19 protein-coding genes are annotated in these 20,585 nt (G+C 68.6%); 10 read left to right on the forward strand and 9 right to left on the reverse strand.

Going from position 1 to position 20,585, the window contains the following annotated elements; genetic code table 11:
• Positions 1–9: 9 nt before the first annotated feature.
• Positions 10–1,290, reverse strand: a complete 1,281-nt coding sequence (locus AC1RN5_RS03570; RefSeq protein WP_493039882.1) for a M20/M25/M40 family metallo-hydrolase — start codon at positions 1,288–1,290, stop codon at positions 10–12.
• 96 nt (positions 1,291–1,386) lie between these two features.
• Between AC1RN5_RS03570 and AC1RN5_RS03575 the strand changes: the two genes are divergently transcribed.
• Entirely contained in the window at positions 1,387–1,980 is a 594-nt protein-coding gene (locus AC1RN5_RS03575; protein ID WP_493039883.1) for a response regulator, read from the forward strand.
• Positions 1,977–2,435, forward strand: a complete 459-nt coding sequence (locus AC1RN5_RS03580; protein WP_493039884.1) for a hypothetical protein — start codon at positions 1,977–1,979, stop codon at positions 2,433–2,435. Before AC1RN5_RS03575 ends, AC1RN5_RS03580 begins: the two co-directional genes overlap by 4 nt.
• 109 nt (positions 2,436–2,544) lie before the next feature.
• Here the strand turns inward: AC1RN5_RS03580 and AC1RN5_RS03585 are convergent, their stop codons facing one another.
• Positions 2,545–4,179, reverse strand: a complete 1,635-nt coding sequence (locus tag AC1RN5_RS03585; protein WP_493039885.1) for an AMP-binding protein — start codon at positions 4,177–4,179, stop codon at positions 2,545–2,547.
• 157 nt (positions 4,180–4,336) lie between these two features.
• Between AC1RN5_RS03585 and AC1RN5_RS03590 the strand changes: the two genes are divergently transcribed.
• Complete coding sequence (locus AC1RN5_RS03590; protein WP_493039886.1) at positions 4,337–5,356, forward strand: calcium-binding protein; 1,020 nt, start codon at positions 4,337–4,339, stop codon at positions 5,354–5,356.
• Here the strand turns inward: AC1RN5_RS03590 and AC1RN5_RS03595 are convergent.
• Positions 5,353–6,057 (reverse strand): SOS response-associated peptidase family protein, encoded by a 705-nt coding sequence (locus AC1RN5_RS03595; RefSeq protein ID WP_493039887.1) that lies wholly within the window; start codon positions 6,055–6,057, stop codon positions 5,353–5,355. The two genes, AC1RN5_RS03590 and AC1RN5_RS03595, sit on opposite strands and share 4 nt — an antisense overlap.
• A gap of 152 nt (positions 6,058–6,209) precedes the next feature.
• Between AC1RN5_RS03595 and AC1RN5_RS03600 the strand changes: the two genes are divergently transcribed.
• Complete coding sequence (locus tag AC1RN5_RS03600) at positions 6,210–8,072, forward strand: DUF885 domain-containing protein (protein WP_493039888.1); 1,863 nt, start codon at positions 6,210–6,212, stop codon at positions 8,070–8,072.
• Between the two features lie 28 nt (positions 8,073–8,100).
• On the forward strand, positions 8,101–9,924 hold the full coding sequence (locus AC1RN5_RS03605) for a DUF885 domain-containing protein (RefSeq protein ID WP_493039889.1): 1,824 nt from the start codon (positions 8,101–8,103) through the stop codon (positions 9,922–9,924).
• Positions 9,925–9,940: 16 nt separating this feature from the next.
• Here AC1RN5_RS03605 and AC1RN5_RS03610 read toward each other — a convergent pair whose 3' ends face one another.
• Positions 9,941–11,563, reverse strand: a complete 1,623-nt coding sequence (locus AC1RN5_RS03610) for an EAL domain-containing protein (protein ID WP_493039890.1) — start codon at positions 11,561–11,563, stop codon at positions 9,941–9,943.
• Between the two features lie 253 nt (positions 11,564–11,816).
• Between AC1RN5_RS03610 and AC1RN5_RS03615 the strand changes: the two genes are divergently transcribed.
• The gene (locus tag AC1RN5_RS03615; protein WP_493039891.1) at positions 11,817–12,296 is read left to right on the forward strand and encodes an NUDIX hydrolase; all 480 of its coding nucleotides are present in this window, start codon (positions 11,817–11,819) and stop codon (positions 12,294–12,296) included.
• On the opposite strand, the gene AC1RN5_RS03620 is transcribed toward AC1RN5_RS03615, so the two are convergent.
• Positions 12,293–13,810 carry an ATP-binding protein gene (locus tag AC1RN5_RS03620; RefSeq protein ID WP_493039892.1) on the reverse strand — a complete coding sequence of 506 codons (1,518 nt, stop codon included), beginning with the start codon at positions 13,808–13,810 and terminating at the stop codon, positions 12,293–12,295. The two genes, AC1RN5_RS03615 and AC1RN5_RS03620, sit on opposite strands and share 4 nt — an antisense overlap.
• Positions 13,811–13,969: 159 nt before the next feature.
• On the opposite strand from AC1RN5_RS03620, the gene AC1RN5_RS03625 reads away from it, so the two are divergent.
• Positions 13,970–15,070, forward strand: a complete 1,101-nt coding sequence (locus AC1RN5_RS03625) for a phosphatidylinositol-specific phospholipase C1-like protein (RefSeq protein ID WP_493039893.1) — start codon at positions 13,970–13,972, stop codon at positions 15,068–15,070.
• A gap of 81 nt (positions 15,071–15,151) precedes the next feature.
• Entirely contained in the window at positions 15,152–15,928 is a 777-nt protein-coding gene (locus AC1RN5_RS03630; protein ID WP_493039894.1) for a sulfotransferase, read from the forward strand.
• 13 nt (positions 15,929–15,941) lie between these two features.
• Here the strand turns inward: AC1RN5_RS03630 and AC1RN5_RS03635 are convergent, their stop codons facing one another.
• Positions 15,942–16,343, reverse strand: a complete 402-nt coding sequence (locus AC1RN5_RS03635; RefSeq protein ID WP_493039895.1) for a GFA family protein — start codon at positions 16,341–16,343, stop codon at positions 15,942–15,944.
• Between the two features lies 1 nt (position 16,344).
• Positions 16,345–16,596 carry a hypothetical protein gene (locus tag AC1RN5_RS03640; RefSeq protein WP_493039896.1) on the reverse strand — a complete coding sequence of 84 codons (252 nt, stop codon included), beginning with the start codon at positions 16,594–16,596 and terminating at the stop codon, positions 16,345–16,347.
• 156 nt (positions 16,597–16,752) lie between these two features.
• Here AC1RN5_RS03640 and AC1RN5_RS03645 point away from each other — a divergent pair, with 156 nt between their 5' ends.
• Both AC1RN5_RS03645 and AC1RN5_RS03650 read left to right on the forward strand, forming a co-directional pair.
• Positions 16,753–17,529, forward strand: a complete 777-nt coding sequence (locus tag AC1RN5_RS03645) for a sulfotransferase (RefSeq protein WP_493039897.1) — start codon at positions 16,753–16,755, stop codon at positions 17,527–17,529.
• Between the two features lie 55 nt (positions 17,530–17,584).
• The gene (locus AC1RN5_RS03650) at positions 17,585–18,859 is read left to right on the forward strand and encodes a hypothetical protein (RefSeq protein WP_493039898.1); all 1,275 of its coding nucleotides are present in this window, start codon (positions 17,585–17,587) and stop codon (positions 18,857–18,859) included.
• On the opposite strand, the gene AC1RN5_RS03655 is transcribed toward AC1RN5_RS03650, so the two are convergent.
• Both AC1RN5_RS03655 and AC1RN5_RS03660 read right to left on the reverse strand, forming a co-directional pair.
• On the reverse strand, positions 18,856–19,779 hold the full coding sequence (locus AC1RN5_RS03655; protein ID WP_493039899.1) for a GNAT family N-acetyltransferase: 924 nt from the start codon (positions 19,777–19,779) through the stop codon (positions 18,856–18,858). The genes AC1RN5_RS03650 and AC1RN5_RS03655 overlap by 4 nt on opposite strands.
• Positions 19,776–20,552 (reverse strand): class I SAM-dependent methyltransferase, encoded by a 777-nt coding sequence (locus AC1RN5_RS03660; RefSeq protein WP_493039900.1) that lies wholly within the window; start codon positions 20,550–20,552, stop codon positions 19,776–19,778. Before AC1RN5_RS03660 ends, AC1RN5_RS03655 begins: the two co-directional genes overlap by 4 nt.
• Between the last annotated feature and the right edge of the window lie 33 nt (positions 20,553–20,585).

Raw genomic sequence — 20,585 nt, forward strand, 5'->3', positions numbered from 1 at the left:
GCGGTGGGATCATTCCACCCCCGCCACCGCCAGCAGGGCCGCCAGACCGACGCTCATGCCCTTCACGCTGGGGGCCTTCTCCACGTCGATCCATTCGTCGAGGGCGTGCGCCCGGCCGCCCTTGCCGCCAGATCCGATGGTGACCGCGGGGATCCCCAGGCTCATGGGCACATTGGCGTCGGTGGAAGAAGCGTCGTGGCCGGGCGTGAAGCCTAGGGCGGCGATGGCCGCGTGGGTCTGGGTGACGATCGCGGCGTTGGGATCTGTGTGGCCGGCCGGGCGCTCGCCGATGACCTTGGCCTCGAAGCTGACCTTGCCGTAACGGGTGGAGCGGGCGGCGTTCTCGTCCTCGACGGCCCGGGTCAGGATCGTCTGCAGCTGGCTGTCCAGCCGGGCCAGCTCGACGGCGCTCTCCGAGCGCATGTCGAAGTCCATGAAGACCTCATTCGGGATGGCGTTCACGCTCGTCCCGCCGCCCGTGACGCTGGCCGAATAGGTGGTCTTGGGCGTGGCCGGCGGCTTGACGGCGTAGAGGTCGACCACGGCCCGGGACATGGCCGCCATCGGATTGACCATGCCGAAGGCCCCATAGCTGTGGCCGCCGGGGCCGCGGAAGATCACGTGATAGCGCTTGGACCCCACCCCCTGGTCGACCAAGCGGGACGGGTCATTGCCGTCCATGGAGAAGAAGGCGCTGATCCGGCCCTTGTACTTGCCGCTCTTGAACAGGTAGCGGGTCCCGCGCAGGTCGCCGGCCCCCTCCTCGCCGACATTGCCGACGACGAGGATGTCCGAGGTGGTCCGGATCCCCGCGGCGTCCATGGCCCGCAGATAGGCCAGCAGGACGGCCAGCGAGCGGGTGTCGTCGCCGATCCCGGGCGCCATGAGCTTCGTCCCCTCGCGGCGGACCTTCACGTCGGTCCCCTCCGGGAAGACGGTGTCCAGGTGGGCGGCGATCACCACATAGGGGCCCTTGCCCCCGGTCTTCGCGCCGGGGCGAACGCCCATGACATTGCCCTCGGGATCCATCTCCACCTCGCTGAGGCCATGGGCCTTGAGACGGGCGAGATAGGCTTGGCCCCGGGCGGTCTCCTTGAAGGGCGGGGCGGGTATCTCGGTCAGGGCCACGATGTCGGCCACGGTGCGGTCGTGGTCGGCGTCGAGCTTGGCGACCGCGGTCTTGAAGGCGGGGCTCGCCACCAGGGCCGCGACGTTGCCGCCCTGTCCGGCTCCGGCGTCGGTGGCCAGGGCGAGGACGGCGAGCAGGGGAGCGAGGGCGATGGGTCGCATGGCGAATCCTGTGACGAAGTGTCCATTCATGCCCCCGAATTGGGTAAATGACCTGTTGAAAAGGCCTCGTTTACCGATGACGGTTCAGGTGGGGACATGCAGAGCACGACGCGCCTGAATCTGGAGAACGCCGCCGGCCTGATCGTCGACGACAACGCCCAGGCGCTCGACCTCCTGGCCAGCGTGCTCAGCAGCTTCGGCATGAAGGATCTGCAGCGCGCCTCCAGCGCCATGGAGGCGATGGAGATCGTCAAGAGCCGCCGCATCGACATCATCCTGACCGACGGCCAGATGCCGGTGATGGATGGTTACGCCTTCGTCCGCTGGCTGCGGCACGAGAGCGGTGAGGCGACGCGAACCATTCCGGCCATCGTGGTCACCGCGCACTCGCGCCGAACCCAGGTCATGCAGGCTCGCGACTGCGGCGCCAACTTCATCATCACCAAGCCCATCACCCCCAAGGTCATCCTGGAGCGGATTATCTGGGTGGCCCAGGGGCGGCGGATGTTCATCGAGACCGACACCTATATCGGCCCCGATCGACGCTTCAAACAGTCGGGAATGCCCGCGGACTTCCCCGACGGCCGCCGCCGCGACGACAAGCCGGCGGAGGTCGCCGCCCTCGCTGGCGATAACCTGTCCCAGGACGAACTGAACAACATCATCGCCCCGCAGAAAGTCGCCCTATGAGCGTCGTCCGCAAGTTCCACGTCACGACCAACCTCTCCAAGCTGATCAAGGCGCCCGGCGGCATGTATGTCCCCGAGGCCCTGAAGCGCGGCGACGCGGCGATCGAGGCTTCTCGCGAGACCTGTCTGACCGAGGTGGACCAGGCCCTGGAGGCCATGGAGGCCCTGGTGGCCACCCCCGGCTTCGACCCGGAGGCGGTCTATGAGCAGTCGGCCCGGCTGATCGCCTTCTGCGGGGTGTTCGCCGACGACAGCCTGGCCACGGCCGCCCGTTCGCTGTGCGAGCTGCTGGACCGTTCGGGGGAGGCCGGCCGTCGGGACGACCGCGGCGTCCAGGTGCACCTGTCGTCCCTGCGCCTGCTGCACCGCACCGAGGCCGATGCGGCCACCCGCGAGGCGATCCTGGCGGGCCTGGCCCAGGTGGTGGACCGCTACGAGCGCGACGCCAACGCCTAGAGCGCGACAGCCTGAAGTGGCTGCCGGTTCAGGCGCCCGTCACGCTCTAAACTTAAGAGACCGAGCCTGTTTATCCGTTTCAGATGAGTCCATCTGAAACGGACAGGCTCTAGGCCGAGACGCCCAGGCTCTTCAGCGCCCGGTCCTTGACCGCCTTGTAGTCGACCTTGCCGTTGGGGGCGCGGCCGATGGAGTCCACGATCACCAGCTCGCGCGGCGCCTTGTAGGCGGCCAGCTGGGCGCGGACGTGGGCCGAGAGGTCGGGCAGGGTCAGCTCCACGGCGCCGTCAGGCTCCACCACCGCGCAGATGCGCTCGCCGAACCGCACGTCGGGAACCCCCACCACGACGGCGTCGCGGACATGGGGGTGGTTCTTCAGCGCCTCCTCCACCTCCTCGGGGAAGACCTTCTCGCCGCCGGTGTTGATGCACTGGGAGCCGCGGCCCAGCAGCTTGAGGGAGCCGTCGGCGTTGACCATGGCCCAGTCGCCGGGGACGCTCCAGCGCTGGCCCTCGATGATCTGGAAGGTCTTGGCGGTCTTCTCGGGGTCCTTGTAGTAGCCGAGCGGCAGGAAGCCCGAGACCGCCACCATGCCCCGCTCGTTGGAGCCGGGCTGCACACGGCGGCCGTCCTCGGTGAACACCGCGCAGTTGGGGCCCAGCATGAAGTCGGCGGTCTTGACCTCTGCCCCCGGCGCCGAGGCCGAGGCGCCCAGGCCCACGGCCTCCGACGAGCCCAGGGAATCCATGATCATGGCGTTGGTGACGTGGCGCAGCAGGCCGCGCTTGTTCTCCTGGCTCCACATCGAGCCCGAGGAGCTCATGGACTTCACGCTGGAGAGGTTCCAGCGCCCGGGATTGGCCTCCAGGGCCTCCAGCATGGGGGTGGAGAAGGCCAGGCCGACGATCACCACCCCGTCGGCGGACAGCCGCTCGACCTCGTTCCACAGCTCGATGGCGTTGAACTGGCGCGAGGGCAGGACGGCGACGGCGCCGCCGAGGTTGAAGGTGATGAAGGCCGAGAACTGACCGGTGCCGTGCATCAGCGGGCAGCAGATGATGTTCAGCGGCGGGCGCGGCCCCTTGGGATCCAGCCGGTCGGCGGCCTCCTGGGCGCTGGTGAGCGGCGGCACGCCCTGCAGGGCCTGGCCCCCGGCGCCGATGACGTTGAAGAGGTCGTCCTGCCGCCACATGACGCCCTTGGGCATGCCGGTGGTGCCGCCGGTATAGAGCAGCATCAGGTCGTCGGGCGAGCGTCCCCAGGGGGACTTGAAGGGCCGCGGGGCGGCCGCCTTGGCCACCACCGCGTCATAGTCGTCGGCCCAGGCCGGGACCGGGCAGTCCGGCTCGGCCACGGCGATGTAGCGCTTCACGCTGGGCAGGCGGGCGCGGATGGAGTCCAGCATCTCGGCGAACTGGGCGTGGAAGACCACCACCTCGGCGTCGGCGTTGTCGAAGAGGTAGACCAGCTCCTCGCCGCCGTAGCGGTAGTTGGTGTTGATCGGCGAAACCCCGGCTTTGAAGGCCGCGTAGTAGGTCTCCATGTATTCCGGGCCGTTGTAGAGATAGGCCGCGATCTTGGCCTTGGGACTGATGCCGGCGGCGGTGATGTGGGCGGCCAGGGCGTCGGCGCGGGCGTCGAACTGGCCCCAGGTGATGACCCGCTCCCCCTGGATCAGCGCGGGGCGGTCGGGCTGCTTGGCGGCGATCGCCTCCCACACGTCGGCGAACATCCACGCGGTCATCGCATCCTCCCAGGGCCGTCTTTTTATTGGGAGAATTGGCGACCTGGCGCGTGCGCCTGTCAACGGTGACGCGGGGGCGCCTATGTCGGGTACACGCTAGACGCGTGTCTCGACTTACCGTATATGGCGAACAGAAAGAGAACATCTGGGGGCTAAGATGACGACCGTTACGGCTGGAACTATCGCGCTCAACTTCGATCAGTTGAGTGTTCAATCGCTTCTCTCGGGGATCGTGACCTTCGCCAGCGCGACTCAGATCTCCACCTCGGACAGCGGTTTCACCGACAACTTCTTCGGCAGTTTCACCTACAACGGCCAGGGCCTGCTGACCGGCGGAACCCTGACGCGTCTTCAGGAAACCTATCTGGGCCAGGTTCTCTTCGACATCAGCAACGCCAGCGTGTCGATGGCCACCTTCATCCAGTGGGCCGAGATCGACGACACCGCCTCGGCCAAGGCCTACATCCTGGGTGGCGCCGACAGCATCTCCGGCTCAACCCTGGGCGACGTCCTGCGCGCCTATACCGGCGCCGACAGCATGGCCGGGGGCTCGGGAAACGACACCCTGGATGGCGGCGCGGGCGCCGACGTCATCAACGGCAACGACGGCGACGATGTGATCCTGGGCGGCGCGGACGCCAACTACCTGCGCGGCGACACCGGCAATGACAGCATCGTCGGCGGGGCGAATTTCGACGACATCAACGGCAACCAGGGCGACGACACCCTGCGCGGCGGCGAGGGCTTCGACTGGGTGGTGGGCGGCCAGGCCAACGACATGCTCTACGGCGAGGGCGGCGGCGACATCGTCTACGGCAACCTCGGCAATGACACCCAGTTCGGGGGCGACGGCGAGGACTGGGTGCGCGGCGGCCAGGGCAATGACAGCCTCGACGGGGGCGCGGGCAATGACCTGATGTGGGGGGACCGCGGCGACGACACCGTCGCGGGCGGCGCCGGCGCCGACACCTTCCACGCCTTCGTGGGCGGCGGCCTCGATCGGATCACCGATTTCAACTACGCCGAGGGCGACCGTCTCGTCCTCGATTTCGCGCCGCCCTACAGCCTGCGCCAGGAGGGCGCCGACACGGTGGTGGACCTGGGCGGAACCGACCGGGTGGTGCTGGTGAACGTGACCCTCAGCAGCCTGCCGGCCGGCTGGATCTCGCTGGGCTAAAGCGCGCGGCGCATCTCGCGGGACATCACCGAGTCCCGCGGCGCCTCGGTGAGTTCGTAGGTCCCGGCGGGAGTCTCGGTGACGAGGCCGGCCTTGCCGGGACCGTCGAGCTTCAGCCACGCCAGGCCCTGGGCCAGGGTCAGGACGGCCGGCTGGCTGTCCTGCAGTCCGGCGATGTCGGCGCCCGCCGGACCGGTGACGATGGCGAAGCTCTCCAAAGGGCCGTCGGCGGTCTCGGCCCGGTCCCAGATGGCGGCGAAGTAGCGGACCTGATCGGTGGAGTCGCTCGGCGTCCAGGTCGCCTCCCAGCGGCGCTTGGGCTGACCCTTGCGCCAGCCGGGCGGCTCCTCATAGGCGATGAAGGAGGTCAGCGGGACCAGGGCGCGGCGCCCGGCGTAGGCCTCGCGAAACAGGGGCGAGGCGTCCAGGGCCTCGATCTCAGCGTTGGCGCACAGGGTTTTCCACGCCGCGACCGGCCCCTTGTGGAAGGCCGGCACCATCCACCAGCGGCGGGTGACGCCCTCGAGCCCGCGGCCCGGATCGGCGGGATCGGTGGGGCGGATCATGAAGGCCAGGTCGGTGGGCCGGACCGGTTCGTCGCGGCCGCGGGCCGGCGGGGTGTCGATCCAGAAGACCGGAGCGGCCTCGAAACGCCGCAAATCCTCGCCCGGATGGGTCCGCAGGTGGAACTCGATGCACATGGCGCGAGCTATGCGCGCAGGTCCCGGGGCGGGCAAGCCGCCGGACCGGACAGGGGCCGGATTACAGGGAATTAACTCGCGCGGCGGCTTCCGCCGGGGGGACCGTGCCCCTAGGGTTCGGTAACAAGTGTAACAACCTCAGGGAGGGCGCCATGCAACAGAGCCGCCGCCAACTTCTGCTCTCGGCCGGTGCGATGCTGGCCCTGGCCGGATGCGCCACCGCCAAGCCGGCGCCGCTTCCCGTCGCGCCGCCGCCGCCCGCGCCACTTCCGCCGCCCGGACCCAGCGCGAGCGAGCAGCTTTCCAAGCTGCTGGACGCCCTGTTCGAAGAGGCCCTGGATGACTCCCCGGAGCTGGTCACCCAGCTGGGCCTCGACAAGGGGCCGCGGGCCGAGGCCAAGCGCCGCCTGTCGGACGCCTCCATCGAGGACCTGGAGAAGGACCGGGCGCGCACCGCCGACCAACTGGCGCGCATGAAGGCCATCGACCGCTCGCAGCTCACCGGCATGGCGGCGGTCAACTACGACTCGGTGATCTTCGGGATCGCCAACGCCGACGAGGCCAACAAGCGCTTCAAGTACGGCTCGGAGGGCGCGGGCCAGCCCTATGTGCTGTCGCAGCTCAACGGCTCCTACCGCTCGACGCCGGACTTCCTGGGCAACCAGCACGTCATCGAGACCAAGGCCGACGCCGACGCCTATCTGTCGCGGCTGGAGGCCTACGCCGTCCAGATGGACCAGGAGACCGAGCGGGCCCGCCGCGACGTCGGCCTGGGCATGGTCCCGCCCGACTTCGCCATCGACAAGGCGCTGACGCAGATGAACAACCTGCGCACCTCGCCCGGCGCCTCACCCCTGGTGACCCAGCTGGTCAAGAAGGTGAAGGACAAGCAGATCGCCGGCGACTACGGCGCCTACGCCTCCAAGATCTATCTGGAGAAGGTGCGGCCGGCCCTGGAGCGGCAGATCGCCTTCATGAAGGAGGCCCGGACCAAGGCGACCCACGACGCCGGAATCCGCACCCGGCCGGACGGCGAGGCCTATTACGCGCTCGCCCTGCGCAACTCGACCACCACGACCCTGTCGGCCGCCGAGATCCATCAGATCGGCCTGGAGCAGGCGAGGGAACTGTCGGCGCGGGCCGACACCATCCTGAGGCGCCAGGGCTACACCAGGGGCTCCGTGGGGTCCCGGATCCAGGGGCTCTTCAAGGAGAAGAAATACCACTACCCCAACACCGACGCGGGCAAGGAGAAGCTGATCGCCGACCTGAACCTGCAGGTCCAGGCCATGTCCAAGCGGCTGCCGGAGTATTTCGGGACCCTGCCCAAGGCGCCGCTCGACATCAAGCGGGTGCCCAAGTTCATCGAGGCCGGGGCGCCGGGCGGCTACTACAACCAGGCGACCCTGGATGGCTCGCGGCCGGGCATCTACTGGATCAACCTGCGCGACACCGCGGAATATCCCCGGTGGAGCCTGCCGACGCTCACCTATCACGAGGGGATTCCGGGCCACCACCTGCAGCTCACCCTGCAGCAGGAGGCCGACCTGCCGATGATCCGGCGCGCCAGCTTCCTGTCGGCCTATGGCGAGGGGTGGGCCCTCTACGCCGAGAAGCTGGCCCAGGAGATGGGGGTCTACGAGAACGATCCCTTGGGGGAGATCGGCTATATCCAGTCCTCCCTGTTCCGGTCGGGACGCCTGGTGGTGGACACCGGCATGCACGCCATGGGCTGGAGCCGCGAGAAGGCCATCGCCACCATGATGGAGATCGACGGCGAACCGGAGAGCTCGGCCATCACCGAGATCGAGCGCTACAGCGTCTGGCCGGGCCAGGCCTGCAGCTACATGGTGGGCAAGCTCACCTGGCTGCGGCTGCGGGAGAAGGCCCGCGCGGCGCTCGGGCCGCGCTTCGACATCCGCAAGTTCCACGACGCCGGCCTGTTGTCGGGCGCCATGCCGCTCGTCGTGCTGGAGTCGGTGATCGACCAGTACATCGCCGCCAACAAAGCCTAAGCCACTTCAAATCCGGGGCCCTGAGTTCATGACCAATCTCGACCGACGCAGTTTCCTGCTGACCACCGCCGGGGCGGCCCTGATGACGGCGGCTCCGGCCCTCGCCCAAGGGTCGGAGGACGCCAAGCTCAAGGCCCTGCTGGACAGGATCTTCGAGGACCAGGTGGACGACAGCCCCGAGCGGGCCACGTCCCTGGGACTGGACAAGGGCGCGCGCGCCGCCCTGAAGGGGCAACTGGACGACGTCTCGACGGCGGCCCGCGAAGCCCGCCTGGCCAAGGTGCGGACTCGGGTCGCGGCGCTGAACGGCATCGACCGCCAGGCCCTGTCGACGGCGTCGAAGGTGGACCTGGACGTGGTGCTCTACCAGAACAGTCACGCGCTCTCAAATGGTGAGAAGTACAAGTTCGGCAACGTCGGCGGCCGGTTCTCGCCCTATGTGATCAGCCAGCAGAACGGGGCCTATCAGGAGATCCCGGACTTCCTGGACAACCAGCATCGGGTGGCCAGCGCCGCCGACGCCGACGCCTGGATCTCCCGCCTGCACGCCTTCGGCAAGGTGCTGGACCAGGACCTCGAGCGCATGAAGATCGACGTGGCCGCCGGTGTCGTGCCGCCGGACTTCGTCTGCGACCTGACCCTGGCCCAGCTCCGGGCCCTGCGCGACCAGCCGCCGGAGAAGACCGTGCTGGTGACCTCGCTCGCCGCCAAGGCCAAGGCCGCCGGCCTGACCGCCGACTACGCCACGCCGGCCGCCAGGATCGTGGCGCAGGAGATCTTCCCGGCTCTGGATCGGCAGATCGCCGCGGTGGAGGCCAACCGCAAGATCGCCACCTCGGAGGCCGGCATCGGCCGGCTGAAGAACGCTCAGGCCTACTATGCCGACGCCTGCGAGGCGTCGACCACCACCACCCTGACGCCGCAGCAAATCCACCAGCTGGGCCTCGACCAGGTGGCCGACATCACCGCGCGGCTGGACGCCATCCTGAAGAGCCAGGGCATGACCACCGGAACGGTGGCCGAACGGCTGAAGGGGCTGAACGACAATCCGGCCCAGGTCTACGCCAATACCGACGCGGGCCGCGCCGAGCTGATCGCGGCGCTGAACATCCAGATCGGCGAGATCTACAAGAAGCTGCCCCTGGCCTTCAACACCCTGCCCAAGGCCAAGGTGGAGGTGAAGCGGGTCCCCGCCTTCATCCAGGACGGGGCCTCCAACGGCTACTACCAGAGCGCGGCCCTGGACGGCTCCCGCCCGGCGGCCTTCTTCATCAACCTGAAGGACACCCACGAGTGGCCGAAATATAACCTGCCGACCCTGGTCTATCACGAGACGGTTCCGGGCCATCACCTGCAGATCGCGCTCGCCCAGGAGAGCGACCGCATCCCGATCATCCGGCGCACCGGCGGCGGGTTCTCGGCCTTCTCGGAGGGTTGGGCGCTCTATGCCGAGCAACTGGCCAGCGAGACCGGATCCTATGAGGGCGATCCGCTGGGGCAGGCGGGCTTCCTGCAATCCCTGCTCTTCCGCGCCTCGCGCCTGGTGATCGACACCGGCCTGCATTCCAAGGGCTGGAGCCGGGAGAAGGCCACTGACTACATGGTCAGCGTCACCGGCTATCCCAAGAGCCGGGCCCAGCGGGAGGTGGAACGCTACTGCGTCGCCCCGGGCCAGGCCTGCAGCTACAAGGTCGGCCACACCATCTGGATGCGCATCCGCGACGGGGCCAAGGCCAAGCTGGGGACCAGGTTCGACATCAAGGCCTATCACGACGCCGCCCTGCTCTCGGGCTCGATGCCGATGACGGTGCTGGAGCGCCACATGGCCGACTGGCTGGCGGCCCAGGGGTAGGGCTGGAGGCTGGGGCCTAGCCCCAGCTGTCCACCGCGCCGACCCGGCGGCCGGGTCGGACGGAGGTGGCGGCCGCAGCCGAGAGCGGGCCGGCGGGCTGCTCGCTGGGCGCGCCGTAGAGCCAGCCCTGGGCGTAATCGACCCCCGCGCGGCGGACGGCTTCCTCGGCCTGGGGGGTCTCGACCATCTCGGCCAGGGTCTTGACCCCGAGCTCGCCGCACATGGAGACCAGGTGGCGGATGAAGGTGGACTCCCGGCCGCCGTGCTGCAGCTCGCGGATGTAGCGGCCGTCGATCTTCACGATGTCCAGGGAGAGCTGCTGGAGATAGGCCAGGGACGCCGCGCCGGCCCCGAAGTCGTCCAGGCAGATCAGGACGCCCTCGGCGCGCAGGGCCTGCAGGTGGCGGTCGGCGAGCGCCAGGTCCTCGATGGCGGCGCTCTCGGTCAGTTCGAACAGCAGCCGGCCCTCGGCCTTGGGATGGCTCGCCAGCATGCCGCGGACCGCCTCGACGAAGCTGGAGCTGATGATGCTGCGGCCGGAGATGTTGGCCGCCAGGCGCAGGGCGGGATCCTCAACCAGCCTGTCCAAGGTGCGCTCCACCACCGCCAGGTCCAGGGGCTCGATCAGGTCCAGTTCCTCGGCCATGCGGATCATGGGGAAGGGGCTGGCGTTGTCGCCGAAGCGGACCAGGACCTCGTGGTGGTGCAGGGCACCGTTCTTCTTCAGGTCGACGACCGGCTGGTAGACGAGGCGGAAGCTGCGGTCGGCCACGGCCTGGCCCAGGGCGCCCACCTCCACCAGGGTGCGGCGCACCGAACGACTGACCGCCTCATTGAGGGAGGCGGGGCTATCGGCTCCCATGCCGTCCTTGATGAAGCCGTCGAGGGAGTAGCGGATCGCCCGGATCAGCTGGGCGGGAGAGACATCGCCCTTGAGGGCCAGGGTCTTGGCGGCCGCCTCCACGCCATGGACGGGATCGATGGCCAGCAGGCGGACCAGGCGCCGGGCCAGGGCCTCGCCGCTCTCGCCGGGGTGGCGGACCAGGGCGTAGCGGTCGCCCCCCAGGTCGGCGGCCGCGCCGCCCCCATGGGACTGGGCGCGAAGCACGCCGGCCAGGCGTTGCTCGAGCTGGGTCACGGCGTCGGGCCCAAGCGCCTTCCGCACCGCGGCCAAGCCGCCCATCTCGATGAGGGCCAGTTCCAGCTCCAGGCCCGTGGCCTTGCCGGTCTCGAATAGGGCCGCGGCGACGGCCTCAAGGCCGGCGCGGTCGTGCAGGCCGTGGTTCTGATTGGGGGCGGCGCGGCTGAAGGTGCAGGAGACCGCGCCGTCATTGCCGGGCAGACGGAATGTGGACATGGCCGCGGCCCGCTCGCCCTTGCCGTTGCTGGCCAGGGTGACCACCAACGGGCCGCCTCGCTGGCCGTCGCACAGGCCATCCAGCAGGGCCTGGACCATGCCGCGGTCGCGGGGATCGATGAAGTCGCGCCAGGCGCGGCCCACCAGGGCGGTCTCCTGGGAGCCGGACAGCGCTTCGCTGGCGCCGATGGCGAAGGCGATCTGGCCGTCGCTGGCGATCTCGAGCAGGAGATCGGCGTTGGCGAAGGCGAACCCGAGTAACCGATGTGATGCGACGGCCAAGGGACGGCTTCCTGTGATTGCCCCTCAATTCCTGCGCCGCTCAGCTTAACGGCCTGTGAAAACATCGTTCTTTGGCCCGCGCCGGGGTGCGGCGAACTGGCGCAGTCGAGGGTTTCCGGCAAATGTCTGGTGTCGTACGTGCTGTGCGTAGAAAGAACTTACAGCCGCCCACGACTGGCGGTGTTGCCTGGGACACCTCATTTCGAGGATAGTCTTCTCAAAGCGTCCTTCAGTGTTCGGAGCGGTTTCTAAGATGCGGGAGCGGCTGACGGCGCGGGTTCTCTTGTTCGACCCGGACGGGCGCATTCTGTTGATCCGCGGCCGGCTGACCGCCGAGGCGCCCAGCTTCTGGTTCACGGTGGGGGGCGGGGTGGACGAGGGCGAGACCCTGGAGGCCGCGGCCCTGCGCGAGGTGGCCGAGGAGAGCGGTTTCACCCAGGTGGAGCTGGGTCCGGTGGTCTGGCTGCGCGCCAGCCCTCTGACCTTGCACGGCGGCGAGCGGGTCCTGCTCAAGGAGAGCTACTTCGTGGCCCGCTGCCGGGGCGGCGATCCCAGCCGCGCGGCCTGGGAGGCCCACGAGGTGGAGCTGATGGACGACCTGCGCTGGTGGAGCCCCGAGGAGATCGCCGCCAGCCAGGAGATGATCTATCCCGAACGCCTGCGCGAACTGCTGCCCGACATCGTCGAGGGGCGGCTTCCCGAGGCGCCGCTGGAGATCACCGTCGGCTTCTAGGCGATGGCGGCGAGGTCACCGCCCTCTTCGGAGTTGGCCACGGCGGCCATCATGGCCGAGACCAGGCTCTGGACCTGGACCGGCTTGGTGACCAGGCCCGCGAAGCCGAGGTCGAGATAGCGCTCGGCGCCCAGGGTCATGGCGTCGGCGGTGACCGCGATCAGCGGGGTCTGGCGGTTGGGTCCGGCCGCGGCGCGCAGGGCCTGGAGCACGTCGATGCCTGTCATCTCCGGCATCTGGATGTCCATCAGCACCAGGTCGAAGGTCTCCGAGGTGAGGGCTTCCAGGGCCTCGCGGCCGCCATTGGCCTTGCGGATGCGGAAGCCCATGGCGCCCAGCAGTTGCTCCAGGACCAACAGGTTGGTGGGGTTGTCGTCGGCGCAGAGGACCGACAGGGCCGGCGCCTCGTCCTCGCCGATGGCCTGGGCGACGATGTCCTCGGCGGCCGGGGCGCAGGTCTCCTCCAGGGGCAGGATCACGCGGAAGGTGGAGCCGACGCCGCGCGCGCTCTCCACGGCGATGTCGCCCCCCATCAGGGCCGAGAGCTCCCGGCAGATGGCCAGGCCCAGGCCCGCCCCGGAGAAGCGGCGGATGTCGGAGGCGTCGCCCTGGCTGAATTTCTGGAACAGGTGGGGCAGGTCCTCTGACGGTATCCCGACACCGGTGTCAGACACGGCGAAGGCAAGGGCCCCCGTGGCCCGGTCACGGCCCACCGTGACGGTGACGGCGCCGTCCTGGGTGAACTTCAGGGCGTTGCCCACCAGGTTGAACAGCACCTGGCGGATGCGCCGGGGATCGAGGGCCACGAAGGGCGGCACGGCGGCGTCGATGTCGACGGCCAGCGTCAGGCCGCGCTCGGCGGCCGTGGGCGCCCAGAAGGTCTCCATCTCGCAGAGCAGGGCCCGCAGGTCGCAGGGACTCTTGGCGATCTCCATCTGGCCGGCGTCGATCTTCGACAGGTCCAGGATGTCGCTCAGGATCACCATCAGGAGTTCGCCGCTCTTGATAAGGGTGTCGACCTGGCTGCGCTGCAGGCCCGAGAGGTCAGACCGCTGAAGCAGCTGGGCCATGCCTAGGACGCCGTTCATCGGCGTGCGGATCTCGTGGCTCATGGTGGCCAGGAAGGTGGACTTGGCCAGGCTGGCGCGGCGGGCCTCCTCGCGGGCGGCCTCGGCGTTCTCGGCCTGACGCACCGCCTCGTCGCGGGCCTCGGTGAGGGTCTGGATGAGGCGGTTCTTCTCGTCCTGGCGCACCAGCAGGTCGGCGCGGGCGCGGACGACGGTGCGGCCCACCAGGGCGGCGATGGCGAGGCCGACGGCGGCCAGGGCCAGGGCCAGACCGGGATGACCCACCATGGCCAGCAGGGTCGCGGCGGTGACCCCGAAGGCCAGGCGCGGCAGGATCGCCAGGCTGTGGGCGGCGAGCGTAGCGCGATAGGCGGCGCCGGCTCGGGGCGAGGGGGCCGGGCCCATGGGAGCGGCCGTCGAGTCCTGCTGCTTCGTGACCGCGTCCATGTCCCCCCCTGAGGCGTCGGCGTGCCGAAACTCAGGAATTAGCCATGACACGCCAAGTCTTGAAAATTCCTTTGCCTTCCAGAGCTTGCGCCCAGGCGCCCTGCCAGGCGAGGTTGTGCTGTCACCAGGCCGACGCAGACCTGTTCCAAGAGGGTGTCCATGATCTCGCTGCTTCTCGCCGCCGGCCTCGCGGTCGCCGCCAACTGCGACCTGGAAAACCCCTCCGGGGCGCCCGGCTGCACGCGCCGCGCCGTCGACGCCCTGCCGATGAACGCCATCCAGGTGGTGGGCACCCACAACAGCTACAAGCAGGCCATCGCCCCCAAGGAGATGGCCCTGATCCGGATGGCCAAGCCCGACCTGGCCGCCACCCTGGACTATGCCCACGCGCCCCTGAGCCAGGAGCTGGACGCCGGCGCCCGGCAGCTCGAGCTGGACCTGCTGAACGATCCGCAGGGCGGACGCTACGCCGATCCCCTGGCCATGCGCATGGCCCGCGACGCCGCCGAGGCGCCCTACGACCTCGCGCCTCTGAAGACGCCGGGCTTCAAGGTGATGCACGTCCAGGACATGGACTACCGCTCCAGCTGCCCGACCTTCGTGGGTTGCCTGAAAGAGATCCGCGCCTGGTCCAGGGCCCATCCGCGCCACATGCCGATCCTGGTGATCATGAACCTGAAGGACGACAACCTGACCGGCGTGCCGGGCGCGGCCACCGTCCTGCCCTTCGACGCCAAGGCCATGGACCAGATCGACGCCGACATCCGCTCGGTCTTTCCCGAGCGCGCCCTGATCACGCCGGACAAGGTCCAGGGCCGGGCGGCGACCCTGGCCGCGGCGGTGAGGGCCGGCGGCTGGCCCCGGCTGAAGGCGGCGCGCGGCAAGGTGATGTTCGCCATGGACGAGAGCGGCCCCAAGCCCGAGCTCTATCGCGGGACCCGAGGATCGCTGGAGGGGCGCGCCATGTTCATCAACACCGACGAGGGGCCGGCGGCGGCCTATGTCACCCTCAATGAGCCCGCCGAACTGGCCAAGCGCATCGAGACAGCCCTGGCCAAGGGCCTGATCGTGCGCACCCGGGCCGACGCCGACACCCTGGAGGCCCGGGCCAATGACCGGACACGGCAGGCCCAGGCCTTCGCCTCGGGCGCCCAGTACGTCTCCACCGACTACCTGAAGCCCGATCCGCGGTTCGGGCCCTATGAGACCCACCTGCCCGGCGGCGGCGCAGCCCGGCTCAATCCGCGAACCGGGAACTAGGCGCATCCCGGGGGCGGCGGCTTGCGCGCCCGTGCGGTCGGCTCTACGGCAGGGTCCCCCCCGAGCATTCCGAGACGCCTGTTGACCGCGCCCTTCCCCCAAAAGATCGTCTTTGTCGGAGGGGCGCCGCGTTCGGGCACCTCGGTCACCCACGCCTTGATCTGCAGCGCCGACCGGGTGAGCAACTATCATCCGGAAGCCAGCTTCCTGCGCGGCCTGCTGCCGGCCTACCGGTTCGGCAAGGCGGCCTGGCAGGGGCACACCAAGGCCTTCTTCGCCGATCCGCACGCGTTCCGCGCCCATATCCGCGACACCCTGGACCTCTCGATCCGGCGCCTGTTCGAGGCTCTGGGGCGTCCCGAGATCCTGTGTCTCAAGGACCCGCACCTGACCCCCTTCTTCCCCGATCTGGCCGAGCTCTATGGCGACGAGGCGCGGTTCGTCACCATCTGCCGCCACCCCCTGGAGGTGGTCCGCTCGCGGCAGGAGGTTCACGAACAAGGCTCGGGCGCGCCCTTCCTGGACGCCGGGGTCACCCAGGTCGCGCGGGAGTATCTGGCCTACTACAGCACCGTCATCCAGACCGACTTCGGCGGTCGGCACTTCCTGTTCCGCTATGAGGACCTGGACACCGAGCGGGTTCAGGACGGCCTGGCGGGTTTCGTGGGCGTCGAGCGATTCAACCCCGACCTCATGTGGCGCACCGCCGCGCCGGTGGAGCGCGACCGGGCCTGGAAGTCCCCCAAGCATGGCGGCGCCATAGCGCTCGAGCCCCGGTTCGAGCCCCTGAAGGAGTCCTGGGCGGTGATGGTGCGGGAGATCTGCGGACCGGTCATGGCGCGCGTCGGCTACGTCTAGACCGGGATGGGATTCAGGCCGGGCGCGGGCCCGGATAGCGCGGGGCGTCGCCGTCGATGACGCACCAGTCCGCCGCCTCGGCGACGAAGGCGTGGGAGGCGATCTTCACCCCCAGGGGACCGTCGAGCAGGCCCGCCCGCAGGCGCAGCCGGTCGGGCAGGGCCGCGGCGCGGCTGAGGATCGGCGAACCGCAGACGCGGCAGAAGACCCGGTGCTTTCCCGGGGATGATTCGAAGGCGGCCAGCAGGTCCTCGCCAGCGGTGAAGCGCACGTCGGCCCTGGCCACCGGCAGGACCGCGACGAAGGCCGACCCCTGGGCCTTCCGGCAGGAGCCGCAGTAGCAGGCCTGGATATCGGGAAGATCGCCGGCGACCTCCAGGCGGACGCCGCCACAGAGGCAGGAACCGGTCCGCATGTCAGGCGTCCAGGGCGCGGGGACCGGCGTGGGCGACGTGGAACTGGCCGCCGACCGTCAGTACGATCCAGTCGCCGGGGCGCGCGACCGTCCAGCCGTTGGGGGTGGCGACCTGGACCAGGCCGGTCTTGTCGAGGGCGTGGCCCTCGTCGCCTAGCCAGTAGAGCAGCTTGCTCCAGCTTCGGCCGTCATGGGCCGGCGGCACGCGCAGGGCGGCGCCGTGGTCGAAGGCGGGGGAGGGGGATGGCCTCATCGAAACTCTTGTCACGCGTGCACCAAAACGCGGAGTAGCAGGTGACTCGGTGACCAGGACCTTAACCAGCTTGGCCGTGGGGGCGGTCCACCATTGCCTCTCGGGAGGGGCGCCTCTATGTCAGCCGAATAGACAGACGCCGCCAGCGAGCCGCACTTGACCACTTCCGGGCCTGAAAAGATTGTCTTCGTCGGCGGAGCGCCCCGGTCCGGCACGACGGTGACCCATGCCCTGATCTGCACGGCCGCCGGGGTAAACCTCTATCACCCCGAGGCCAGTTTCCTGCGAGGTCTACTGCCGGCCTGGCGCAATGGGAAGGCGGCCTGGGGCGACCATACCAAGACCTTCTTCGACGACATCGAAGCCTTTCGGCTTCACATGCGCCGGACTGTGGATTTCTCCCTGCTGCATCTGTGGAACGTGCTCGAACGGCCCCCGATCCTGAGCCTCAAGGATCCACACCTGACGCCCTTCTTCCGCGACCTTCGCGAGCTCTATCCCGACATCGGCTACTTCGTGACGACGTGCCGCAATCCGTTAGACGTGGTGCGGTCCCGGCAGGAGGTTCACGAGAAGGGCGAGGCGCGGCCCTTTTCTGACGCCGATACGGCCGCCATCGCGCGCGAATACCTCGCCTATTACACTTCAGTCCTGCAGACGAACTTCGGCGGCCGCCATTTCATGTTCCGTTATGAGGACCTGAATACCGATCGGGTCCGCGGTGGCCTAGCGGGTTTCATCGGTGTTGACCATTTCAATGTCGACCGGATGTGGAGTAGCTCCAAGCCGGTCGAACAGGGTGGGGACTGGGGGTCGCCCAAGTATGACGGCCCCATCGTGCTGGAGCCGCGGCTGTCGTCCCTCGCCGAACCCTGGGCCACCCAGGTGCGGGCGATTTGTGCGCCGATCATGGCGCGGGTCGGTTACACCTAAAATGGGAGTCGGGCGCCGTCCACGGCGTCCGCGGGAAGGCGGGGGAAGGCGTCGGGTGGAGTTTGTCTATCAGAATCCGGACCTGGAGGCGCGGCTCGCGAGGGCGAGAGGCATCGAGGATCTCGATGCCGTGCTGCTAGACATCAGCCGCCTGGTGCCGACCTTCATGCAGCCCGAAATTCGCGGGCGACAGCTCTTCTGGCCCAACATGGACGCTGCGGTTCCGGAGTTGGCGCGCCGGCTGAATCTTCCCGACATCGCGTCGAAGAAGAGCAACGACAATGTCGTCATCGTGGCGACCCAATTCTACCTCACGGGCGGGCACAGCGGCGTGGCCGCTGACATCACCCGCCTGATCGGCAAGCCCCACATCAGCATCATCTTCACCGACATCTTCCGGAACCTGCGCTACAGCCTGATGATCAATGATCAACCGGACAAGACGGCGTACCATCGGCGGTCGACCATGGTGCTGTCCTCAGCCACCCTGGTGGAGCGGATCATCGAACTCTACATGCTTCTCGCCTCGATCAGGCCCACACGCATCTTCCTCCTGGGCAACCACACCGACATGGTTGCGGTGACCGGGGTCTGGCCGTTCCGCGACGTGGTGGACTACCTGCACCACGCTGATCACCTTCCGGCCATTGGCAACACCATGCCCTTCTCCGGGCACGCCGACCTGACCTACACCTGCCACCTCGCCTGCAAATACGCGGGGGTGCATCCCACCTACATCGGGATGACCGTGAACCGCCCCCGGTCGGCCCCCGAGCCCGGGCGGGCGAAGTCCGGTCGCCTGCGGATCGCCACCTGCGGGGCCTTGCACAAATACCGACTGGAGGCCCGCTACCGCTGGAGCGAATTCGTGGTGGCGGCCCTGAGCGCCTTCGATGCCGAGTTGATCCACATCGGCCCTTGGGACGAAGAGTTCGCCACGCAGATGCGTGCAGCCTTGTCGGAGGCGGGGATCGAGCCGGAACGCTACATCTTCACCGGCGTGCTGCCCGACCTGGCCGCCGTGCTGGTGGCCCGACAGGCCGATGCCTACCTCTCCAGCTATCCGGACACCGGCGGAAAGGCGAACCTTGAGGCCATGGTGGCGGGGCTGGCACCCATCGTCGCGATCTCAGAGGACCTGCCGCCGCTCAATCGGTTTGACCTGCCTATGTCGACCTGGGTGCGGATATCCGAACCTTCCGAAACTGCTGCCGCCGTCAGCCGTAGCCTCGAACTGAGCGCCGCGCTCCGCGAACCAGGGGGGCAGGCTGCGTTGGCCCTTCAGCTGGATCGGTTCGAGTCCTTCGTGCGGGGAGGGACGCCAGCCTAGGCGCGGTCGAGGGCGTAGGTCCGCCTGGCGCGGGTCTGGCAGCCCAGGCTTTCCTTGAAGGCGATCAGGCCCAGGTTGGGTTCGGAATTGTCGGTGGAGGCGCCGATATCCAGCACCGTGGCCCCGGACGCATGACTATCGGCCATCAATTCCTCGGCCAATAGGGTCGTCGGTGACTCCTTCCGCCAGGCCGGATCTTCACCCCAATAGAAGACGTAGTGGTGGGTTGGCGTGATCCGCAGGCGGACGGCGGCGGCCAGCATTTCCCCGGCCCGCTCGATGCCGTGAAAACTGACGTGATCAGGGAACGCCTTGGCCAGGGCCGCCATCTGGGGCCAGGCCATGGTCATGGCGTAGCCGCGGGCCGCCCGGTTGGCGGCGATCACGGCATGGGCGCGCGCGCCGTCCGCAGCGTCCAGCACGCAGTACTCGGCTCCGGACCGCCGCAGCCGGCGAATTTCCTTCTGCTTGGTCTCTCCCAGGCTCGCGAAGAAGGCGTCGCGCGCCACCACAGGCAAGTGATAGTTCAGGTCGACCTGGACCAAGCGCCAGCCATTTCGATGGAGCGCGTTCTCAAGGGCCGCGGCGTTGGGATCACCTAGGCCGTCAGGGGGCAACCGGATGACGCCTTGAGCTCCCTCCTGGCGCAGCCATGCCGAAGCGGCGTCCGCCAGAGCGAAGACCTCGCGGGCGGGAACCTGGCCCGCCGCCGCGACGCCGCCGAAGGCGCCGGTCACAGGCGATCGCCAGATCCCGCTCGATCCGGCCAGGGTGAGTGCGGCGTTCCCTGCGTGGAATGACACCAGCGCCTTGCCCTGCGCCTGGCCCTGGAAGCGGTTGAAGGCCGCGCTAAGGAACATGTGATCGACGTCGACGCCGCCGTCCGCCCTCTGCCGGATGCTGGCGGGGCTCGAGGTCATTCGATGACGATATAGGATGATTGGCCGGAATGGAGCGGCGAGCGCTGGATGCGGTAGCTGCCCAGGCCCCAGGCCTCGCGAAGCGCCGCCGTCTCGCCGGGCGCCAGGTTGCTGTTCAATTCGTCGAAGGCCACGATGCTGCCCTTGGTGAGGTAGGGGCGGATGGCCTCCAGGCAGGCCTTGGTCGGTGCGTAGATGTCCAGGTCGAAGTGGACGAGCGCGATGATAGTCTCTGGGTGCGCCTTCAGATAGGCCGGCACGGTCTCCGTCACGTCCCCCTGCACAAGGGTGCAGCGTTCGAGGTGCGGCAGGGGATCGAGCCGGCGCCGCTCGTTCAGTAGGCTGCGAAGCTGGTCCACGTAGCCTTGGCTGGTGGAAAGCGCCCTCTCGACCATGAGGCTGTGCTCGCCGTCCTTTTCATGCACCGAGGGGAAGCCCTCGAAGGTGTCGAACCCGACCACCAGGCGTGAGACGTTGAACGGCTCATAGATCGTGCGGAACGCATCGAAGGACACGATGTCCCGACCCCATCGCACACCAAACTGCATGACCACGCCATGCACGGGCAGGATCTGGCGGTAGAGCTCGTTCATGTAGAGCTGGCGCTTGAGCGAACGCACAGTCTGAAAGGCGGGCAGGTTCTCGGCCAGTTCGTTGTCTGGGATCGGCGCCCCGCGAACGAAGGCCGCCATCTTGGTCTCGGCGTCCTGAAGCTCAGGCGCGACGACGCTGTCGAGCACGCTCTGGTAGGTCTCGTTCTTCTGGATGGTCAAGATCAGTCCTCGTGCGCGGGTGCGGGCGTCGCC

The sequence above is a fragment of the Phenylobacterium sp. GW821-FHT12F10 genome (genome assembly GCF_058806695.1).

Excerpts from the sequence above, each read along its gene's own strand:
- AC1RN5_RS03595 (WP_493039887.1), bottom strand. The coding sequence starts at position 6,057 with ATGTGCATCGAGTTCCACCTGCGGACCCATCCGGGCGAGGATTTGCGG.
- AC1RN5_RS03605 (WP_493039889.1), top strand. The coding sequence starts at position 8,101 with ATGACCAATCTCGACCGACGCAGTTTCCTGCTGACCACCGCCGGGGCG.
- AC1RN5_RS03635 (WP_493039895.1), bottom strand. The coding sequence starts at position 16,343 with ATGCGGACCGGTTCCTGCCTCTGTGGCGGCGTCCGCCTGGAGGTCGCC.
- AC1RN5_RS03620 (WP_493039892.1), bottom strand. The coding sequence starts at position 13,810 with ATGGACGCGGTCACGAAGCAGCAGGACTCGACGGCCGCTCCCATGGGC.
- AC1RN5_RS03575 (WP_493039883.1), top strand. The coding sequence starts at position 1,387 with ATGCAGAGCACGACGCGCCTGAATCTGGAGAACGCCGCCGGCCTGATC.
- AC1RN5_RS03570 (WP_493039882.1), bottom strand. The coding sequence starts at position 1,290 with ATGCGACCCATCGCCCTCGCTCCCCTGCTCGCCGTCCTCGCCCTGGCC.
- AC1RN5_RS03640 (WP_493039896.1), bottom strand. The coding sequence starts at position 16,596 with ATGAGGCCATCCCCCTCCCCCGCCTTCGACCACGGCGCCGCCCTGCGC.
- AC1RN5_RS03600 (WP_493039888.1), top strand. The coding sequence starts at position 6,210 with ATGCAACAGAGCCGCCGCCAACTTCTGCTCTCGGCCGGTGCGATGCTG.
- AC1RN5_RS03590 (WP_493039886.1), top strand. The coding sequence starts at position 4,337 with ATGACGACCGTTACGGCTGGAACTATCGCGCTCAACTTCGATCAGTTG.
- AC1RN5_RS03585 (WP_493039885.1), bottom strand. The coding sequence starts at position 4,179 with ATGACCGCGTGGATGTTCGCCGACGTGTGGGAGGCGATCGCCGCCAAG.
- AC1RN5_RS03580 (WP_493039884.1), top strand. The coding sequence starts at position 1,977 with ATGAGCGTCGTCCGCAAGTTCCACGTCACGACCAACCTCTCCAAGCTG.
- AC1RN5_RS03615 (WP_493039891.1), top strand. The coding sequence starts at position 11,817 with ATGCGGGAGCGGCTGACGGCGCGGGTTCTCTTGTTCGACCCGGACGGG.
- AC1RN5_RS03655 (WP_493039899.1), bottom strand. The coding sequence starts at position 19,779 with ATGACCTCGAGCCCCGCCAGCATCCGGCAGAGGGCGGACGGCGGCGTC.
- AC1RN5_RS03625 (WP_493039893.1), top strand. The coding sequence starts at position 13,970 with ATGATCTCGCTGCTTCTCGCCGCCGGCCTCGCGGTCGCCGCCAACTGC.